This window comes from Marinobacter sp. 2_MG-2023 (genome assembly GCF_030546935.1).
Classification (GTDB): Bacteria; Pseudomonadota; Gammaproteobacteria; order Pseudomonadales; family Oleiphilaceae; genus Marinobacter.
In genome coordinates, this window is sequence record NZ_JAUOPH010000004.1 from 291,985 (window position 1) to 309,035 (window position 17,051).

Genomic DNA, 17,051 nt, shown 5'->3' on the forward strand with positions numbered 1-17,051 from the left:
AAAGGTTATCCGGCACACTGTATTTTATGGCGGTTCAGTCTCATTAGCGACATAGCGCCATTGTGAGAGACAGCGATCAGTCTCTCAGGCGAAATGTTTTATCCGCATGAAACATCGTATTCAAAGGAGGATTTTATGAAAAAGCTCCATGCACTCGCGTTTTATGCTTTGATCACACCGGGCATAGCCCTGGGTTCAGCGGTATTGCTTGCCGAAGAAGGCAGTGACGCGAATCAGGATTTGGGAGAACAGGACATGGGCCACCATGCTGAACCCCAAAACCAGAACTCTGAGCTACATCAAGGGTCCACCAAGTCCAAATACAATGCAGCTGACACCACGGGCAGAACTGACAAAAAAGACAAAAAAGACAAAGCTGGTCCGAAAAAGGGCGACCATTCGGGCAAACATAAAAAAGAAGATATGGACGAGCAGTAACCACTAGTTCGTCATCAGAATCAGGCCTTTTTCGGACTGAACCAATAAAGGCCTGCCGGTGTCTCAGGAGAGCACGCTAGGCCAGCTGTTTATCCGGCACCGCCGAGCTTTCCACCACCGAACCATGCTTCTGTTCGGAACGGGCTATCACTGAGGTACACGCCAGGTCTCCGGTTACGTTCATAGCCGTGGCCCCCATACCCACAAGGGCATCAATAGAGACCAATAGAGCAACGGTTTCGATGGGCAGGCCTACCTGCGCAAACACGGTCGCAATCATGACAATACCCGCGCCCGGCACTCCGGCAGTACCTATAGAGGCGAGGGTACCGATCAGCACAATTTCCAGCATGGTGACAAAGTCCAGGGGCACCCCTACCACATTGGCGGCAAAGACTGCGGAAATGGCAATGCGGATACCAGCCCCATCCATATTGATGGTGGCGCCCAGTGGCAAGCTGAAACCAAAGATACGCTGAGGAATACCCATTCGACGGGCTGCGTTCAGCGTCAGAGGCAGGGTTCCGGAGCTGCTCTGGGTAGCAAAGGCCGTGGCAACCGGAGCACGGGCCTCACGAATAAAGTCCGCCAGGCCAACACCATTGAGACGCATAAGAACCGCGTACACCGCCAGCTGTACCGCCAGAGCGATATACAACACCATGACCATGTCCCCCAAGGCCAGTATCGTGGCCATGCCCTGCTCACCTGCGGTAGTGGCTACAATCGCGAACACACCAATCGGAACATACTGCAGAACTCCTGCCATCACCTTCATCGTGACATCGTTCAGGCCAGAGACCACGTCATACACCTTGGCTCCTGCTTCACCGTGGGTGTCTGATTCCCGCAGTTTCAGCAAGGCAATGCCAAACACAATCGCGGTAAAAATAATTCCCAGAAGGTTCGGTTGGGCAAATGCCTCAACAATATTGGCGGGAACAATGTTCAGAAGCACCTGAACAAAGCCAGGATTCTCCGGCACTTCAACACTGGCCGAAGACGTTAACTCCAGCCCGCTGCCGGGTTCAAATAAGGAAGCCACACCCAACCCTACCGCAATAGCCAGAGCCGAGGTCAGCACATAGAAACCCAGCAGTTTCCGGCCCACACGCCCCATACTGGAAAGATCGGCCTGATTGATGCCCACCATCAGGGTAAACAGAACAATCGGCACGATCAGAAACTTCAATAACTTGAGCAGCAGCTCACCAAAAGGGTTCAGCCATTCAGCCACCACCGGTCCGCCTACAAGGCCGACAACCAAACCAAGAACCAGCGCAATACCAATACGCAGCACCAAAGAAGTCTTCAGATACACATCAAGCACAGATTTCATGGAGGCTCCCGTTACACCCAGGCCCGTTAATGAGCAAGCGTTCAAATATCTAAGGAGGGGGATTCTGGTCAGCAGCGGCCTATGGGTAAACCGGTATTCCCACGTACGTTACTCACAAAAGCTTTGGATAAGGTTGCTGATAACATCGGGTTAGTCAGCCGAAAGCCTTGTGCTACGGGAGCTCGGGAGAGCTGGTGCAAAAAAAGGCTATACATGAAGGCTATATGAATATGAAGGATCCGTCTCAGCAGGTGAGGAATGCCTCGCTCACGTCCACCGCCACATCGACAAATCAACGTTCAAAACAGGTACAGCCTGTAGTTATCGAGTGGAACTGGAAACTCTACAAAATGCCGGCACAGCTTTCTGGTTAAAAGGCCCATTTTCTGTCAATGGCTTCCAGAGAACCATCTGCGACCAATGACTGATAGGCCACTAGCAAGCGCTTTAATTCATCAGCCGTTACCGACGCCTTGCTGACCCCAAAGAACACGGGTTCTTTAATCACAGTAAAAGGGTGAACCACCAGACCGTAATCCGGGTTGCGCCTTCTTTCAGCCAGGATGTCCAACGGTTCATCGAAGTAGCCAAGCAGCCGGCCCAGCAATACCTTGTCGTCGTTCTGGGGGCCGACCAACTCTTCAGCGCAGGCCTTGAATGCATCGTCGCTTCTCAGCCTTTCAGCAAACTCATCGCCGTAAGCGACATCTGGCTGAATACCAAATTTCAGGCCAAGTGATTGACACTGCGCAACCAGATCGTCAAGAGAACTGATCGGCAGCGCAGCATTCTCCCTCGTCACAACCAGGCTCATCTGGGTGTATCGCTCTGGACCAATCCAATGCAGGTATTCGGAGCGTTCTTCGGTGATATTTACATTTACCAGCACGTCTACCTGCCCCTGCCTGGCCATGATCAAAGCCCGTGACCACGGAATTTCAACGACATTAGGGGTGAATCCCGCGCGCTCCACCAGAGCGACAGCCATCTCGACGTCAAGGCCTTCCCATTGTTTCTCTGAGTTTTTGTAATAGTTGGGATAGAAGTTGCCCACCCTGATATCAAGGCTTTCTGTTGCCTTCGAGCCTGCGGCCATTAACAACAAAAAAAGCAGCACCAAGAGGTGAAATAAACGGCTATCGGTACTTGAATGAAGTTGAAACAAGAAGCGCACCTTTTCAAAATGAACTGATTTAAAGTAACAGGTTTTCGCCGGCAATCCCCCATATGACCATGAAAAGAGTGCTGCCTTTATTTTTCACATAGGCGTAACCCGCACCCTCAAAGGCAGACTTCACATTGATACTTGAGATTAGATGATACGTATACTGGTTGGGTTTTGACCACCAACCAATGCATGCAGTTAGAGGTACCTCCTGAATGACTAAACCCCTTCAATGGCTCATCAGAACCACCATATTTTTGTTGGTTCTGCTGGCAGGCCCCGCATTGATTGCGGCCTGTAGTAGCCAGTCTGGCCAGAGTTGGCGTGACGCCGATCGCTCCAGCGCGGGTATTGCGCCGCTACCCGGCGAGACCGAGGAAGCCATTGTGCAGGTTTATGGTGCCCGAGCTTATAATTGGCGCGGCAATTTTGCGGTCCATACCTGGATTGCGACCAAGGCGCGCGGGGCATCCACCTACGAGGTTCATGATGTCACTGGCTGGGGTTATAAGCCGGTGCGGTCCCGCCCCGGTGAGCCGGACACCGCCTGGTATGGCAACCCGCCGATGTTACTGGCAGATCTCCGTGGTGAGAAAGCAGAGGCCGCCATCATCAATATCCAGAAAGCTATCGACGACTACCCCTTCGCGAATGAATACACAGCCTGGCCCGGGCCCAACAGCAACACCTTTGTAGCCTGGGTAATCCGCCAGGTACCCGAACTGGACGTCGCGCTGCCCAATATTGCTATCGGGAAAGACTATCTCGATGAAGGAGTGTTTGCGAAAGCACCCTCCGGTTCGGGCTACCAGTTCTCCCTGAATGGGTATTTCGGCATTATGGCGAGCATGCGGGAAGGTGTTGAGCTGAATATCCTCGGCCTCAATATCGGTGTCGACCCTCTCTCTTTGGCCGTCAAATTGCCAGGGATCGGGCACCTTGGCTTGCGCGACCCCTGGATGGATCGATCCACTTGGCAAACAGCACCGGCTATCGAACAGGTTTCAGATGCAAATTAGCGGTCACTCCCGCACGCCTGCGATAGGCGGGCTTTAAACTGAGTGAGAATTTCCAAGCTTGAGAACAGTCTGGGCATGATTGGTCGCGCCCAGAAAGCGGGAGCAACCTTGTGATAACTGTTTGTTCAGAAGAGGCATTGTCAGAATTACTGCAAACACACCCGGCCGTCCTGATCCTATTCGGAGGCCCCCACTGCGGCGTATGCCAGGCAATCAAGCCTCAGCTTGAAAAGCTTGCCAGTGGGGAATTCCCGATGCTGGTAACAGCCTACATTGATTGCCAGGAAAGCGGCGGACAATTGTGCGCAGCTCGCGGCATTTTTTCTCTTCCGGTCGTACAGCTATGGTTTAACGGCCAGCGTTTCGCGGAGTTTGCCAGAGTTTTTTCCATCGGAGAGGTTCGTACCGCACTGGAAAGGCCCTATCACCACCTCAATGATGACTGAATGGTTCACCACCAGAACCACAACCAGCCTGCGATCGTATCTACCTGGATGCCAGCCTACATCGGTTTTATGACCGCAGATCCCCCGGAGCATCCAGACACTTATGCTGAATCCTACCATCGTGGATTCTTCGCCAATCTTGCAAAAGGCCGGCCGCCCGAACAATGCGCCATGAACACCCACGACACGGCGTCAGTCGGTGGTCTGGTAACAATTGCCCCACTGGTGTTCTCAGAGCGGCTCCGAGGTACGGAAGTGCCCGACATACAGTCTCTTTGCCGGGAACACCTGGCACTGACGCACCCGGATGAAAGCTTGATGCAGGTCTGTGATCGCTATGTAAGCCTTCTTTGCGGCCTTATGGAAGGGGCAGACGAAGAAGGCGTCAAGGCGCTGCTGTCGGAAGCCGGTAAAGGTGCAACAGGCCTGGATGTTGCGGCATTGGTGAAACGAAACCTGCCGGACAACCAGGTGGTGGGCCGGATTTACTCACCCGCGTGCTACATCTCAGACTCCTGGCCGATTGTTTTGTACCTGGCTTACAAATACCGCAGTGATCCCTGGTTAGCGCTGCGGGTAAACACCAACCTGGGCGGCGACAACGTTCATCGGGGCATGGTGATTGGAGCGATATTGGGGCTGATCAGTGATGACGTGGCCGCCCGCTGGTTTGATCAGTTAATGGATCATGAGGCGATTGGCCGGGAGATTGCTGCGCTGATCAGTGCTGCGGCTGCAGCCGGATAGTCGATTTGTGGGCTCGGCGGAACTAGGCTTTAGGTGCAAATAATCGAGATAACAAGTCCCGATAAATCCGATTATTCCAGTCCTGAACGATGATCTGAGACCTGAACAATTGCCACAATTCCCACGAATAGACGATCAAGAGCAAGATGACTGCCGGCCAAAGCAACCCCGCCCTCAGGCGCAATGAAACCAAGCCCTTTGGCGTCGTTCCATGCAGTGAGAAATCCTTTCTGATTCAATTCACTTCCCCCCTTGAAGCAATCTGACGTGAAACATAAATCAGTCTTTGATTCGGTGCCTCAGGAGTTTTGTAACTCCTCGCCAATGGGGCTTAAAGGAAAGCGATCAACCACTGTGTATACAGAACCATCAGCACTCTGCTCGCTTTCAAAAAGCACAAACTGATCCACCTGAAACGACCCGAAAGCCTTCTCGCCATACTCGGCCAGCAAGCCTTCAACCGAACCAGGCTGACGTTTGAATCGGGAAAGGGTGATATGGGGGAGAAATGCCCGGCTTTCCGTTATTAATCCAAGGCGTTCCATTTGCTCTTTAATCGCATTATGGAGGCTGACAACGGGAGCCTCCGGCTGGATTGCCGCCCAGAGATTTCGGGGAGCGCAAGGCTGGCCGAAACAACCTAACCCCGCGACACTGAGTTCAAAAGGCGCCTGGGGGTTGCGGCGGGCAGCCTCGCACACCGCTGATAGACGACCTTCATCAACGTCGCCAAGGAACAACAAGGTGATGTGCATCTGCTCAACACTTTGCCATTTGGCAGCGGACACCTCTGCCCTGACCTTCGACAGGCGGGCTTTGATCTGAACGGGTATCTCCAATCCGAAGAAGAGTCTAGGCATAATTTGGAGCATCCAGTATGTCAGGCAATCCAGCCTTAGCTTGAAAAGCTTGCCTGAGATGAATTTACGAAGCGGGTAACAGCCTATATTTATTGCGAGAAAAGGAGGGATTACCTCTCAACGGGCGCTCTTGTATTCGTCAAAGATTACTCATCTAGCCCAAATTTTTTCCGAATGCGCTTGGCCCATGATGGCCTTTGTATTTTGTAGCTATATGTACTTTCAGGAACAATGATGTTCGGGTTGGCTAATACGAGCGCGTCGAAAAAAGCGCGTCGATCAAACCCACGATAATTCCCGTACATCAGTTGCTTCTTCTCCCCGTTTTTGAGCACTATCAAGTTTGAAATAAACTCTTGCGTTGTATCACTTACTTGCTTTAATTCCGTAATGTCAGAAACTTTGACCTGCCAGCTCACATCACCGAAGGTAGGGTCAAAATAGGACAGCATGGTTGGCGTGACACAAACCCTGATTTGCTTATTTTCAAGCCAGAACCACAGTGCCAAACCAAGCAAAATAGCCTCAACAACCCAAATGGCGATATCAAGAACGTCAAAGAGCTGCGTTAGCGCACTTTTATCACTCGTTAAATCAGGGAGGTATTTGTGTGCTGCCACGTATAGAAGGAATGTCAGCCCAGCATTGAAAACAAGCAGCAACGCTGAAGAACGTTGCTTCCTGGTAAAAATGAAGTAAGTTGCCATTTTTTTCCTTCGTGAAAATATATTACATGCGCGCCAGGGCCGTTTTTCTAGAAGATTGCCCGGCAGCTTCCCAGCGATTGTGCCGTCAGATACTCACAAAACGCCTTCACATCAGGATTGGTAAACTCACTGGAAATCAACTCGCCCGGGATCAGCCCTTCATCCCATCGCGACGTAACCAGAGTATGCGGGTACACGTTACCGTCGCCGGGATAAATCTGCACCTCGGCTTGGGTCTGATGAATATAGAGATCGCGAAGTTCTTTGGTGCAACGAAGCGCGCTGTGGTCATCGCGGATAACGCACTGATAGCCCTCCCCGGCGAAAAACTCACTGCCGACGGATAACAACGAACTTGTGCTCAGAGTAGAAGTCGGCATCGGGTGGATGGTTCGGGAGACGTCTTTGGCGATATTCGTGCAGCCGGCGATTAACGACAGCAATAGAAGCGTCAACACCCTGAACGTATTCACAAGAGTGCACTGAAACAAGACCGCTGGATTCTTTTGAATAGGCATCACTTTGGTTGTAACTCTTAAAAGAAAACCATTATAGCCAGCATCTGCGCTGACTCCAGAAGAGGAACGCGCCAGGCCTGTCGCGGCCCTGCGCCTTATGCAATAATGATATAACAGAAGCCCAAAATATAATATTATTAGGAAATGCAAGTATGAAAAGGATTTTAGTGTGCACCCTCGTTTCAGCATTAGTGGTTGGCTGCGGAGGTGGTGGCAATGGAAGCAACCTGGAGTCAGTCAACGAAGAGACAGGGTCGCCTGGGGAAGGCGAAGACAACGGGAGCGTAACGCCAGGAGACCAGATCACAGCACTTGAGGGCTCCTGGAAGAAGCAATGCGGAAACGTTGATGGCGAATCGCACTACGATATCGTAACCGTATCCTTCACCGGAGGCAGGTACACCACAAGTATCGAGAACTATACCGATAGCGGTTGCACGACCCCGTTTCAGGACGCTCCGAACCCTGTCGCATCAGGTGACTTCTCACTGGGTGAAAATATATTGCTAGGTGATGGCGTCACCGCTACGGAACTCAATATACACGTTACCCAGTTCAATGGTGCCGACTTCGAAATCTACGAATACGATGTTGTTTACATCAATAACAATGTTCTCTATGCAGGAATAGAATCAGGCAGTTCACCAGATGTGCGGCCAACCAGTCTCAACTATAATCGCCCATTCTATCGACTGAACTAGGTTTATTGATCTCAACCGGGACAGATCTGTCCCGGTTTCGCGGTTTCGTGACTTGATGCTTCACTTCAGTGTCTTACTTTCGTTACCACTTCGGGTACTGCCGGCTCACCGGGTTTGCCGGCGAGAATGCGGTCGGCATCCAGTGAGGCAATCGGTATTCGCGTATCCCTCGGGACGTCGCCGCTTAGCTGCAGCTCAAGATAGCGGAGTGCACAAACCCGCAGGAAGGAAGTGAAGTTGCCGAGGTCGTGGCCGGCATCAATGGATTCGTGGTAAAGCCGGGTAATCATCTGTGGCAGGTTCATGCCGTCCCGTTCAGCCAGCTCTGCCAGCACCTGCCAGAAAGCGTTTTCCATCCGCACACTGGTCACCATGCCATCAATACGCAGAGAATGAGTCCGACTGATCCAAAGCTCCGGATCGGCGTTAATAAAAAGCTTGCACATGGCGACCTCGCTGGAAGCGTTGAGGGGCCGATCATATCGGCCCCTGCCGCGTTATTGATCCAGTAATTTGAAGAACTGCGCCAACCAGGCCGGATGAGCGGGCCATGCAGGCGCTGTTACCAGATTAGCATCGGTTACAGCCTGATCAACCTCGATACCGGCAAAGGTGCCGCCGGCCAGCTCTACTTCCGGTTGGCAGGCCGGATAGGCTGAGCATTTTCGGCCCTCCAGCACCCCCGCTGCGGCCAGCAACTGGGCACCGTGGCAGATCGCCGCCACCGGTTTGTTGGTTTCGAAGAAATGGCGCACCAGATTCAGCACATCCTTGTTCAGGCGCAGGTACTCGGGTGCGCGACCGCCGGGCACCACCAGTGCGTCGTAGTTCGCCGGGTTCAGCCCGTCGAAATCCCCATTCAGAGCAAATCGATGGCCCGGCTTTTCTGTATAAGTCTGGTCGCCCTCGAAGTCATGGATGGCCGTAGCAACGGTATCGCCCGCTTTTTTGTCCGGGCAAACGGCATGAACCGTGTGGCCGACGGCTTGCAGTGCCTGGAACGGCACCATGGTTTCGTAATCTTCGGTGAAATCACCGGTAATCATCAAAATCTTTTTCCCGCTCATGGCTATCTCCTTAATCTTGTTTTTGCCAAGTCCGAAAACAGTAGCAGGGGGGATAGTGGAGCGGGTATTAAGGGACTACTACAGGCCTTCTCAGCCAAAGATATGGGCTTGCTCCTCCACTTAGCGACCGTAGGTTGGCAGCTTCATGTGCCGGTTCACATCCTTGTAAAGCAAATAGCGAAACGGGCCCGGCCCGCCGGCGTAGCAAGCCTGCGGGCAAAAGGCTCGCAGCCACATGTAATCGCCAGCCTCTACTTCCACCCAATCTTTGTTGAGCAGATACATGGCCTTGCCTTCGAGCACATACAGTCCATGCTCCATCACATGGGTTTCAGCAAAGGGAATCACGCCACCGGGCATAAAGTTGACGATATTCACATGCATGTCGTGCCTCATATCCTGCATATCCACAAACCGCGTAGTGCTCCAGCAGCCATTAGTATCGGGCATGACCAGTGGGTCAATCAGCGTTTCATTGGTTACGAACGCTTCAGGAACATCAACGCCTTCTACCTTCTCGTAGGCCTTACGAATCCAGTGAAAGCGCACCGTCTCGCCCGAGTTGTTGTGCAGTGTCCAGTCGCTGCCCGGCGGAATGAATGCGTAGCCACCCGGCTGCATGTTGTGCTCTTCGCCGCTCAGAGTGAGTGTCAGCTCACCCTCAACGATAAACAACACACCCTCAGCGCCCGGATCGGTTTCCGGTTTGTCGCTACCACCACCCGGCTGCACTTCCATAATGTACTGGGAGAAAGTTTCAGAAAAACCGGTCAGTGGCCGCGACAGCACCCACAAACGCGTACCTGTCCAGAATGGCAGATGGCTGGTGACTATGTCTCGCATCACACCCTTGGGAATCACTGCATAGGCCTCGGTGAACACCGCTCGGTCTGTCAGCAGTTGCGTTTGAGGCGGGTGCCCGCCCGTGGGCGCGTAATAGGTTTTCGGTGTATTCGAACTCTGGTCCATGATGGCCCCTTCAAGAAAAACTTAAGCTGGATGGGGTTCCACTCAGCAGCGGGCTATGCCTACTGAACCGGAACTGCATCGTATTTTTTTGGTACGAACGTAGTAAGTAAAACCGCCCAGTACAGCGCCAATAATCCAGGCGTACCCAGACAAGTCGCTCAACACAGGCACCCACACCGCCGCTACGGAGAATGCTCCACCCACTACAAATGCAATAACTGCGTTGTCGTGCCAACCTTTGTTGTAGTGATACTGGCCCGCCTCCATGTTGTAAAGGTCATCGCGGCTAAGCTCCTGTTTACGCACTACGTAGTAATCAACAATCAAAATACCAAACAACGGAGCCAGGGTTGCGCCCAGCGTGTTTACAAAGCCAGCAATACCTATCTGGCTGATCACTGCAGTCCACAACCCGCCAATAACCAGGGCAAACGCGGATGTGATCAAGCCGGCCTTACGAAAGCTGATGGTAGATGGCGACAGATTGGCAATGCCGTTAACTGCAGGAATAAAGTTAGCAACCAGGTTGATGCCAACCGTCGCGGCAAAGAAAGTGATGGCTGCGATTATGCCCAGGAACACACTGTCTGAACGCTCCACAATAGCAGTGGGGTTGATGATGGCTTCACCATAAACAACCGCGGCGCCCGCCGTCGTAAGCAAGGCCAAAGCGGAGAACAGAATCATGTTCATCGGCAGCCCCCAGAAATTGCCCTTGACCATGGCCTGTTTGTTTTTTGCATAGCGGGAGAAGTCACTGAAGTTGATCATCACCGCTGCAAAATAAGCCACCATGGTGCCAAAGATGGCAACAAAACCTGCCGCCTCGGTCTTCCATGTCCCTTCGGGGTTCGCAAAAATCGTTTGTGCGGCAGATAGTAGTTGTCCGTCTGATTTGCTCCAGAGCACGATCAACAAGCCAATCATAACCAAGTACACAAACGGGCCTGCCAGGTTCAAAAAACCTTCAACCCAGTTCATACCGCGCCAGAAAATAATAATGTGAAACGCCCATACGAACAGGAAGGCCACCCAGTCGACGCCGCTTAAACCAAGAAATATCACCTCGGACTCGGCGCCTGTAATGGACTTGATCAACAACGCTAACGCGGTTGAGGCAAAGTAGACTTGCGCGCCGTACCAGAACACAGCGACGACTGCGCGCAGAACCGCAGGCAACTTGGCCCCCGCCGTACCCATACTGGCGCGGGCGAATACCGGGTAGGAAATACCGTAGCGCTCCCCTGCTGCCCCGGACAAATTAACCATGTACATGACAAACAGGCCGGCCGCGATCAAAGCAGTAAATGCAGTCCATCCACTCACGCCAAATGAAATAAATAGCGATGCGACCAGGGTGTAGCCAAACAAAGACTGAATGTCGTTTGCCCACACGTTGAATATTGCAAACGAGCCCCACGTTTTTTCCCTGGCGGTAATGGGGCGCAGAGTGTTTTCACTTTCACTGACGACGGTATCGCTGGCTGGTTGCATGCCAATCTCCTGAGATTAAGTGGTACCCGTACAGGGTTACTGCACAAACCTCAGGCATCAGCAAGATACGGACCATGACAAATCCGCATCCATTCTCAGGCATAGTTAGACAACCGCCGAAATCACAACAGCCAGAACACTGCGACGTAGCGCCCTCCGCGACGATATGGGGAGAGCCCCGGCCGACGGCGGTCCGATATAGCTACGTTTACTTCTCCGAATAAAATAGGGCGAAAAGATCAATGCCGGGCGGCACTAAGCACTAAAGTGGAGCATAAAGAGCTCTGAGCCGATAATTTCTTATCGGTGGTAACAACCGTCCACGCTCCATTCTTCAACTTAACCTTAGCAACCGGGCTCACGTTGCCGATCATGAACATTTTGCTGGAGTCTGGCTTTCTCGCGTTTGAGTCACAACATCCATAAGGAAAGCGAAGCCATAGCCTGGTCTTTCATGGAAAGCCATTAGCATTCAGACTAGAAACTGGACCTGTGCAATTACATACAACCAGCCTTAAGAGGCCCTTATGGCAAAGCCAAAACGAATCTACCTCGCTGGCCCTGAAGTTTTCTTTCCCGCCGGCGAACATCAGTTCATCGTAGCCGAGAAAAAACGCCTCCTTGGGGAATACGGGTTTGAAGGCGTAGACCCACTGGATACCGAGTTGGTGTTTTCAGATGGCGAGGCAAAAGCTGATTGCGGGCATAGAATCTACAGGGCCAACCGTGAACTGATGGACAGCTGCGATGCCATCATCGCCAACCTGACACCGTTTCGTGGTATCAGCGCTGACCCGGGTACCGTCTATGAGGTGGGTTACATGATCGGCCAGGGCAAACCTGCATACGGATTCACCCTGGATAGCCGGCACTACCGGGAACGCGCAGGTGCAACCGGACTGGACGACATGGACCATACAATCGAGGACTTCGAGCTGAGTGATAACCTGATGATTGAGGGCGGCATCCACGAATCCGGCGGGCAACTCTTTGTGGCTGAGCAACCAGGCGAGCACCCGTTTTTCTCAGCAGAGCTGTTTCACCGCTGCGTTCAGGCGCTTACCTGTCATGGTCACTTCCGGTTAAGTTAATTTTTCATTAAAAAACTCAATGGTACGTTGCCATGCAAGCTCTGCGTTTTCTTCATCATATCGGGCGGTCGAGTCATTATGAAAACCATGGTTAGCCCCCTTATACATGTACATTGTGTATTCCACATTATTCGCTTTTAAATCTTGCTCGTACTCAGGCCATGTATCATTAACGCGTTTATCCAATTCACCCAGTTGTATCATGAGCGGTGCTTCAATATTCTTACGTAAGTTTTCGCTTGCAGGCGTACCATAAAACGGCACGCCGGCGCTCAGAAGGCCTGGATCAACCGCCGCCAGGTAATTTACAACATAACCACCAAAGCAAAAGCCAACAGCGCCTAATTTTCCATTGCTATCAGGGTGCGACTTTAAATAATGTGCAGCGGCTACGAAATCATTTTGTATTTTCGCCCTGTCCATCGTTTTTTGCATTGCTCGGCCTTCATCGTCGTTACCCGGATACCCCCCTAAAGGAAATAACGCATCCGGCGCAAAGGCTATAAAACCCACTTTAGCAAGTCGTCTTGCCACATCTTCGACATAAGGGTTCAAGCCCCGGTTTTCGTGTATCACCAATACAACAGGAAGCTTACCCTCCACATTTCTCGGAACAACGAGATAACCTCGGCCTTTACCATGTCCATCAGGCGAGTCAAATTCTTCGTATGTTGCCTTTATATCTTCATCATTAAACGATACCTGCTCTGCGAGGGCATAATCAGGCAATAAGGCGGAGGTTAATACACTGAGAGAAAAGCCAAGAACAGCTAACCCACTGAGCTTTCGCATAAAAGTGCGTCGATCAATCAAACCATGTGCATATTCATCATACCAATCGAATGCTTCCTGAGGGATATGATCTGACGTTGGCGTATTCATAACTGATCCTCGGTTTTTAAACACTTACTGACTTTGTACCATAGCGTAACAACACTAAAACTGGCAGTTTTCGTGCTGTGTACTGGTTGATTCAGCAGGCCTGCACCGATATGGGCGCATGACGGTTTGGCAAGAAACCGGAAAAAAGCCTGGCCAACGAGATAATATGGCGCCATCCAGTTCATCCAGAGAGTGAGTATTCAAATGAAATTAAAAAAATTTTTAGCCGTTAGCGCAGTCAGCTTCGCAATTTTTCTAAGTGCCTGTGCAAATACACCCGGGGCCACCGATAAAGATGTGACAACGGAAAACCTGATTCGTGGCGGCGAGTGGGTTGTGGACGATATAAGCGGCAAAGGCATTATCGACAGCTCTCGTGTCAGCATCGTGTTCATGGAAGGCAATAAGGTAGGGGGTAGCTCATCCTGCAATCGTTACAGCGGTGAATACCAACTCAATGGATCCGAATTTACCGTTGGCGAAAATATGGCCTCTACCCGAATGGCCTGTGCGCCGGCGCTGATGAATCAGGAACAATCTTTTTTGAAACTGCTCATGAATGTAAACCAGGCGCGCTTTGGCGATCACGGCGAATTGCTGTTGAGCACCCCCGAAGGAGAAACTATCCGCGCTTTTCAATCGTCACCTAAGCCGTAGTTTGGGCGGGTACGCGTGAACTCGCCGGTGCGCATCTCGCGAGCGCGCATCGGCATGGCGTCGATACGGCGGAAAATAGCGTCAAGGTCGAGATAGGAGTCCCGGCTTTTGATGCCGCCGTCCTTGCCTATCAACAGGACCTGGCCATCCGAACGCGACTCTTCCAGCATAGCCTTCACGTCACTCTTGAGGCTGCTCGAAACAGATTGCTGATTCGAAACCACACCCGAACCAGTACTTACAAACCAGACAATATCACGGTCATCCACTTTGGCCCGGACACCCCTGAGCGTTTCAATCTCACCGCCATTTTCACTGGCTGCTTGCACCAGAATGAGTCGGTTTTTCCACCGGTAGTCGTTCAACCTGTCCATGTCAGCCCCGTGAGCAGTCAGTGGAATCAGCGAAAGCATCACCGCAAGAATGGTTTTGATCTTAGTAACGAAAAAATTGAGACTCATTTCTTTGCCCCGTCATCGTTCGCCCAAAAAATACGAGAGTCTGTACCCACCTGATCATACGAACGGCCACAAGGAATCTCTCACACCTGTTGGAGAGCTCGCTATTCTAGAGCTATTGCTACAAACGAGGATGCAGGAACGCCAGGCTCTGGCATTTTGCGCGAAAATACATCTGTCCCGATTTTCGAAGGCTCCTACGGTTGGGATAATCATTCCACCCCGTATAAACTGCACTTGAGCAACCCAAGAAACCAAACCTATGCAAACCATCCTCGGCGGGAGACGAGCCGACTGCTCCACGGACCCAACGAAGTGGATTCAAACTGCGATCAGGTATCATTGGCAATGAATAAAACTACCGAGGATAAAACAGCATCAACGCCGCCGCCCGAAAAGAAGGGCTTCAGTGGCTTGCATGTCTTTGGCATTGTGCTGCTCACCATCGTTGCCACCGTGGGCGCTGGTTACTGGTGGTTAAGCCACTATGTGTTTCCTGAGAACTTCGAACCCGTAACCCTGAATGCCAGCGAACAGGATTCACTCAACAACAAACTGAATACTCTCGGCATTGATACCCGAGGCGTCGAATCCGGCCGCCCGTTGCAGCCGGAGCCCTACAGTGAGGAAGGCGCCAGCCGGGAGGTACGTTTCAGCGAGCGGGAACTCAACGGCATGCTGGCCAATAACACCGATCTGGCTCAGAGGCTCGCCGTCGATCTGTCGGACGATCTTCTGAGCGCACTGCTTCTGGTGCCTCTTGACGAAGGTTTCCCTGTACTCGGCGGCAGAACTCTACGAGTAAATGCTGGCGTAGAGCTCTCCTTTGCCAACGGTCGCCCCCTGGTAAAGTTAAGGGGCGTCAGCCTCATGGGCGTGCCCATTCCGAATGCCTGGCTGGGTAACCTCAAGAATGTGGACCTGGTTAACGAATTCGGTGCCAACGAAGGATTTTGGCAATCCTTTGCAGCGGGGGTGGATTATATCCAGGTTGAGGATGGCCGGTTGCTTGTCCGGCTGAAGGAATAGACAACACAACAAGGAGGCATCATGTCGTACACCAGCCGATATACACCCGAAACCCTGAGCCGTGATGAGCTGGACCAGAGCACTGGCCCAATGGTGATCGAATTCGGCACCAACTGGTGCGGGATCTGCCAGGGTGCTCAGGCGAACATCAAGGCGGCAATGGACAATTACCCAGACATTCCGCATGTGAAGGTTGAGGATGGCAAAGGCCGCAGATTAGGGCGGACGTTTGGCGTTAAGCTCTGGCCGACTCTGATTTTTTTGAAGGATGGTAAAGAAATAGCGCGGGTCGTCCGCCCGGAAGACAGCAACGACATCGAAGATGCACTGCTAAAAACTCACTAAGGCCGGTGCCGGCAATTGCTGGCCTGCCAGGAACAATACGGAAACTGGATAATAAATCTGGCCCGGTTTTCCCAAAAATAAATCGGTCCAGGTTTTCGCTGGTTATACATTCTCCAGTTTTTCAAGAGCCTGTTGAGGAGATAGCTCTTCCCCTTCCCAAAGCTCGACCCTATGAGCACCAGCCCCAAAGGCAACTTCCCGAAGCACTTTTACCTCAACTTCAGACAGCCCCCCTTCCGTCATTTCGATAGGGTGCATTAGTACAGCCGGGCTCCGTTTTATGAGTTTTTTAGGAAGCACCTTTTTTATGCCATTGAGCAATTCATGCTCGGCCCTTACGAATTCCCCGATCAACAGGCGGGATGTGCTGAACGGTTCCGGAGCACAAACAATTTCGACAACAGGCTTGCCGGATACCTTCATAATCTCAAAGCGGTTCCGCGAAACCTTTACGTACACCTTTTCTTCAAACAGTTTTCTCAACACTATCTCGTCCTATGTTTAACGAGGTTCTAGAAAAACCTTCTCCGAATTTGATCCACGGAAACCCAGAGATGCTGTTGGTAGTGGCTCGAGTTGCCCGCCTTTACTGCGTGGCCTGGTCAATCTTTTCCGCCTGCCTGGCCGCCTCATCCTCCATAAACTTCTTCATGTTCTCTTCAAACTTCGGCACATCGCCCGGCTTCGTCGGAACCTTTGGCGCATTGTCGGCCCTCATTTCCGCAGCCCGCTCAGCGTTGGCCTCTTTACCTTTGTTCAGTTGCTGAGTCACCAACAGACCAACCACCAATACAGCGGCGAGCAAAAGGATCAGTTTCATAACAGTTTCTCGTTCAGTGGTTACCGATCAGATTCGCTCAATCTGTGCGCATCTCACGAATGCGGATCAGCATGGCATCGATCCGGCCGACACCCTTGCCAGATTTGAAACCAGACTTGTCCCGCTTTTGAGCGCTTACGACCTGCCAGTCAAAAACCATAGCAACAAGCCAGAAACCCCGAAAAGAAGCACTGCAAAATGGACAGCCAGGTTCTTCCGGATAGTTGGGGCAGGCTTGGCAGTGAAACTGAAATAGTCCTCACCAAACAGCCCAACGCCGCAGCCCTCACAGTAGTTTT

24 protein-coding genes are annotated in these 17,051 nt (G+C 52.0%); 9 read left to right on the plus strand and 15 right to left on the minus strand.

The window, feature by feature from the left end; genetic code table 11:
- Nucleotides 1-135: 135 nt before the first annotated feature.
- Nucleotides 136-438, plus strand: a complete 303-nt coding sequence (locus Q4501_RS11890) for a hypothetical protein (protein WP_303596454.1) — start codon at nucleotides 136-138, stop codon at nucleotides 436-438.
- Between the two features lie 76 nt (nucleotides 439-514).
- Here Q4501_RS11890 and Q4501_RS11895 read toward each other — a convergent pair whose 3' ends face one another.
- Both Q4501_RS11895 and Q4501_RS11900 read right to left on the minus strand, forming a co-directional pair.
- Nucleotides 515-1,777, minus strand: coding sequence for a dicarboxylate/amino acid:cation symporter (locus Q4501_RS11895; protein ID WP_303596455.1), 1,263 nt, complete (start codon nucleotides 1,775-1,777; stop codon nucleotides 515-517).
- A 370-nt stretch (nucleotides 1,778-2,147) separates the two neighbouring features.
- Complete coding sequence (locus tag Q4501_RS11900; RefSeq protein ID WP_303596828.1) at nucleotides 2,148-2,873, minus strand: ABC transporter substrate-binding protein; 726 nt, start codon at nucleotides 2,871-2,873, stop codon at nucleotides 2,148-2,150.
- Nucleotides 2,874-3,157: 284 nt separating this feature from the next.
- On the opposite strand from Q4501_RS11900, the gene Q4501_RS11905 reads away from it, so the two are divergent.
- From Q4501_RS11905 to Q4501_RS11915, 3 genes are all read left to right on the plus strand, one after another.
- A complete protein-coding gene (locus Q4501_RS11905) occupies nucleotides 3,158-3,961 on the plus strand; it encodes a DUF3750 domain-containing protein (RefSeq protein ID WP_303596456.1) in 804 nt (267 codons plus the stop codon).
- A 110-nt stretch (nucleotides 3,962-4,071) separates the two neighbouring features.
- The gene (locus Q4501_RS11910) at nucleotides 4,072-4,407 is read left to right on the plus strand and encodes a co-chaperone YbbN (protein WP_303596457.1); all 336 of its coding nucleotides are present in this window, start codon (nucleotides 4,072-4,074) and stop codon (nucleotides 4,405-4,407) included.
- Nucleotides 4,408-5,154, plus strand: coding sequence for an ADP-ribosylglycohydrolase family protein (locus Q4501_RS11915; protein ID WP_303596458.1), 747 nt, complete (start codon nucleotides 4,408-4,410; stop codon nucleotides 5,152-5,154). It begins immediately after the preceding gene.
- 71 nt (nucleotides 5,155-5,225) lie between these two features.
- Here the strand turns inward: Q4501_RS11915 and Q4501_RS11920 are convergent, their stop codons facing one another.
- The 4 genes from Q4501_RS11920 to Q4501_RS11935 form a co-directional block, all read right to left on the minus strand.
- The gene (locus tag Q4501_RS11920) at nucleotides 5,226-5,393 is read right to left on the minus strand and encodes a hypothetical protein (protein ID WP_303596459.1); all 168 of its coding nucleotides are present in this window, start codon (nucleotides 5,391-5,393) and stop codon (nucleotides 5,226-5,228) included.
- 60 nt (nucleotides 5,394-5,453) lie between these two features.
- A complete protein-coding gene (thpR, locus tag Q4501_RS11925; RefSeq protein WP_303596460.1) occupies nucleotides 5,454-6,014 on the minus strand; it encodes an RNA 2',3'-cyclic phosphodiesterase in 561 nt (186 codons plus the stop codon).
- Between the two features lie 146 nt (nucleotides 6,015-6,160).
- The gene (locus Q4501_RS11930) at nucleotides 6,161-6,721 is read right to left on the minus strand and encodes a hypothetical protein (protein WP_303596461.1); all 561 of its coding nucleotides are present in this window, start codon (nucleotides 6,719-6,721) and stop codon (nucleotides 6,161-6,163) included.
- A 47-nt stretch (nucleotides 6,722-6,768) separates the two neighbouring features.
- Nucleotides 6,769-7,239 carry a hypothetical protein gene (locus Q4501_RS11935; protein WP_303596829.1) on the minus strand — a complete coding sequence of 157 codons (471 nt, stop codon included), beginning with the start codon at nucleotides 7,237-7,239 and terminating at the stop codon, nucleotides 6,769-6,771.
- 152 nt (nucleotides 7,240-7,391) lie between these two features.
- Between Q4501_RS11935 and Q4501_RS11940 the strand changes: the two genes are divergently transcribed.
- Nucleotides 7,392-7,940 (plus strand): hypothetical protein, encoded by a 549-nt coding sequence (locus Q4501_RS11940; protein WP_303596462.1) that lies wholly within the window; start codon nucleotides 7,392-7,394, stop codon nucleotides 7,938-7,940.
- 65 nt (nucleotides 7,941-8,005) lie between these two features.
- Here the strand turns inward: Q4501_RS11940 and Q4501_RS11945 are convergent, their stop codons facing one another.
- The 4 genes from Q4501_RS11945 to Q4501_RS11960 form a co-directional block, all read right to left on the minus strand.
- The gene (locus tag Q4501_RS11945; protein WP_303596463.1) at nucleotides 8,006-8,386 is read right to left on the minus strand and encodes a ribbon-helix-helix domain-containing protein; all 381 of its coding nucleotides are present in this window, start codon (nucleotides 8,384-8,386) and stop codon (nucleotides 8,006-8,008) included.
- Nucleotides 8,387-8,437: 51 nt separating this feature from the next.
- The gene (locus Q4501_RS11950; RefSeq protein ID WP_303596464.1) at nucleotides 8,438-9,007 is read right to left on the minus strand and encodes a DJ-1/PfpI family protein; all 570 of its coding nucleotides are present in this window, start codon (nucleotides 9,005-9,007) and stop codon (nucleotides 8,438-8,440) included.
- 120 nt (nucleotides 9,008-9,127) lie between these two features.
- Nucleotides 9,128-9,976 (minus strand): bifunctional allantoicase/(S)-ureidoglycine aminohydrolase, encoded by an 849-nt coding sequence (locus Q4501_RS11955; protein ID WP_303596465.1) that lies wholly within the window; start codon nucleotides 9,974-9,976, stop codon nucleotides 9,128-9,130.
- Nucleotides 9,977-10,018: 42 nt separating this feature from the next.
- The gene (locus Q4501_RS11960; protein WP_303596466.1) at nucleotides 10,019-11,470 is read right to left on the minus strand and encodes an NCS1 family nucleobase:cation symporter-1; all 1,452 of its coding nucleotides are present in this window, start codon (nucleotides 11,468-11,470) and stop codon (nucleotides 10,019-10,021) included.
- A 527-nt stretch (nucleotides 11,471-11,997) separates the two neighbouring features.
- Here Q4501_RS11960 and Q4501_RS11965 point away from each other — a divergent pair.
- Entirely contained in the window at nucleotides 11,998-12,561 is a 564-nt protein-coding gene (locus tag Q4501_RS11965) for a nucleoside 2-deoxyribosyltransferase (RefSeq protein ID WP_303596467.1), read from the plus strand.
- Here Q4501_RS11965 and Q4501_RS11970 read toward each other — a convergent pair.
- On the minus strand, nucleotides 12,553-13,443 hold the full coding sequence (locus Q4501_RS11970) for a dienelactone hydrolase family protein (RefSeq protein WP_303596468.1): 891 nt from the start codon (nucleotides 13,441-13,443) through the stop codon (nucleotides 12,553-12,555). The genes Q4501_RS11965 and Q4501_RS11970 overlap by 9 nt on opposite strands.
- Nucleotides 13,444-13,647: 204 nt before the next feature.
- Here Q4501_RS11970 and Q4501_RS11975 point away from each other — a divergent pair, with 204 nt between their 5' ends.
- A complete protein-coding gene (locus Q4501_RS11975; RefSeq protein ID WP_303596469.1) occupies nucleotides 13,648-14,100 on the plus strand; it encodes an META domain-containing protein in 453 nt (150 codons plus the stop codon).
- Here the strand turns inward: Q4501_RS11975 and Q4501_RS11980 are convergent.
- On the minus strand, nucleotides 14,079-14,561 hold the full coding sequence (locus Q4501_RS11980) for a DUF4174 domain-containing protein (protein ID WP_303596470.1): 483 nt from the start codon (nucleotides 14,559-14,561) through the stop codon (nucleotides 14,079-14,081). The two genes, Q4501_RS11975 and Q4501_RS11980, sit on opposite strands and share 22 nt — an antisense overlap.
- 345 nt (nucleotides 14,562-14,906) lie before the next feature.
- On the opposite strand from Q4501_RS11980, the gene Q4501_RS11985 reads away from it, so the two are divergent.
- Together Q4501_RS11985 and Q4501_RS11990 are read left to right on the plus strand one after the other, a co-directional pair.
- Nucleotides 14,907-15,587, plus strand: a complete 681-nt coding sequence (locus Q4501_RS11985) for an arginine N-succinyltransferase (RefSeq protein WP_303596471.1) — start codon at nucleotides 14,907-14,909, stop codon at nucleotides 15,585-15,587.
- A gap of 21 nt (nucleotides 15,588-15,608) precedes the next feature.
- Complete coding sequence (locus Q4501_RS11990; protein WP_303596472.1) at nucleotides 15,609-15,932, plus strand: thioredoxin family protein; 324 nt, start codon at nucleotides 15,609-15,611, stop codon at nucleotides 15,930-15,932.
- Nucleotides 15,933-16,034: 102 nt separating this feature from the next.
- Here Q4501_RS11990 and Q4501_RS11995 read toward each other — a convergent pair whose 3' ends face one another.
- From Q4501_RS11995 to Q4501_RS12005, 3 genes are all read right to left on the minus strand, one after another.
- Nucleotides 16,035-16,418 (minus strand): hypothetical protein, encoded by a 384-nt coding sequence (locus Q4501_RS11995; protein WP_303596473.1) that lies wholly within the window; start codon nucleotides 16,416-16,418, stop codon nucleotides 16,035-16,037.
- Nucleotides 16,419-16,518: 100 nt separating this feature from the next.
- Nucleotides 16,519-16,752 carry a hypothetical protein gene (locus tag Q4501_RS12000; RefSeq protein ID WP_303596474.1) on the minus strand — a complete coding sequence of 78 codons (234 nt, stop codon included), beginning with the start codon at nucleotides 16,750-16,752 and terminating at the stop codon, nucleotides 16,519-16,521.
- Between the two features lie 37 nt (nucleotides 16,753-16,789).
- Complete coding sequence (locus tag Q4501_RS12005; RefSeq protein WP_303596475.1) at nucleotides 16,790-16,912, minus strand: hypothetical protein; 123 nt, start codon at nucleotides 16,910-16,912, stop codon at nucleotides 16,790-16,792.
- Between the last annotated feature and the right edge of the window lie 139 nt (nucleotides 16,913-17,051).

Excerpts from the sequence above, each read along its gene's own strand:
- Q4501_RS12000 (WP_303596474.1), bottom strand. The coding sequence starts at position 16,752 with ATGAAACTGATCCTTTTGCTCGCCGCTGTATTGGTGGTTGGTCTGTTG.
- Q4501_RS12005 (WP_303596475.1), bottom strand. The coding sequence starts at position 16,912 with ATGGTTTTTGACTGGCAGGTCGTAAGCGCTCAAAAGCGGGACAAGTCT.
- Q4501_RS11970 (WP_303596468.1), bottom strand. The coding sequence starts at position 13,443 with ATGAATACGCCAACGTCAGATCATATCCCTCAGGAAGCATTCGATTGG.
- Q4501_RS11900 (WP_303596828.1), bottom strand. The coding sequence starts at position 2,873 with ATGGCCGCAGGCTCGAAGGCAACAGAAAGCCTTGATATCAGGGTGGGC.
- Q4501_RS11915 (WP_303596458.1), top strand. The coding sequence starts at position 4,408 with ATGGTTCACCACCAGAACCACAACCAGCCTGCGATCGTATCTACCTGG.
- Q4501_RS11950 (WP_303596464.1), bottom strand. The coding sequence starts at position 9,007 with ATGAGCGGGAAAAAGATTTTGATGATTACCGGTGATTTCACCGAAGAT.
- thpR (WP_303596460.1), bottom strand. The coding sequence starts at position 6,014 with ATGCCTAGACTCTTCTTCGGATTGGAGATACCCGTTCAGATCAAAGCC.
- Q4501_RS11890 (WP_303596454.1), top strand. The coding sequence starts at position 136 with ATGAAAAAGCTCCATGCACTCGCGTTTTATGCTTTGATCACACCGGGC.
- Q4501_RS11980 (WP_303596470.1), bottom strand. The coding sequence starts at position 14,561 with ATGAGTCTCAATTTTTTCGTTACTAAGATCAAAACCATTCTTGCGGTG.
- Q4501_RS11985 (WP_303596471.1), top strand. The coding sequence starts at position 14,907 with ATGAATAAAACTACCGAGGATAAAACAGCATCAACGCCGCCGCCCGAA.
- Q4501_RS11930 (WP_303596461.1), bottom strand. The coding sequence starts at position 6,721 with ATGGCAACTTACTTCATTTTTACCAGGAAGCAACGTTCTTCAGCGTTG.
- Q4501_RS11990 (WP_303596472.1), top strand. The coding sequence starts at position 15,609 with ATGTCGTACACCAGCCGATATACACCCGAAACCCTGAGCCGTGATGAG.
- Q4501_RS11975 (WP_303596469.1), top strand. The coding sequence starts at position 13,648 with ATGAAATTAAAAAAATTTTTAGCCGTTAGCGCAGTCAGCTTCGCAATT.
- Q4501_RS11905 (WP_303596456.1), top strand. The coding sequence starts at position 3,158 with ATGACTAAACCCCTTCAATGGCTCATCAGAACCACCATATTTTTGTTG.
- Q4501_RS11965 (WP_303596467.1), top strand. The coding sequence starts at position 11,998 with ATGGCAAAGCCAAAACGAATCTACCTCGCTGGCCCTGAAGTTTTCTTT.
- Q4501_RS11960 (WP_303596466.1), bottom strand. The coding sequence starts at position 11,470 with ATGCAACCAGCCAGCGATACCGTCGTCAGTGAAAGTGAAAACACTCTG.
- Q4501_RS11945 (WP_303596463.1), bottom strand. The coding sequence starts at position 8,386 with ATGTGCAAGCTTTTTATTAACGCCGATCCGGAGCTTTGGATCAGTCGG.
- Q4501_RS11895 (WP_303596455.1), bottom strand. The coding sequence starts at position 1,777 with ATGAAATCTGTGCTTGATGTGTATCTGAAGACTTCTTTGGTGCTGCGT.
- Q4501_RS11955 (WP_303596465.1), bottom strand. The coding sequence starts at position 9,976 with ATGGACCAGAGTTCGAATACACCGAAAACCTATTACGCGCCCACGGGC.
- Q4501_RS11935 (WP_303596829.1), bottom strand. The coding sequence starts at position 7,239 with ATGCCTATTCAAAAGAATCCAGCGGTCTTGTTTCAGTGCACTCTTGTG.
- Q4501_RS11940 (WP_303596462.1), top strand. The coding sequence starts at position 7,392 with ATGAAAAGGATTTTAGTGTGCACCCTCGTTTCAGCATTAGTGGTTGGC.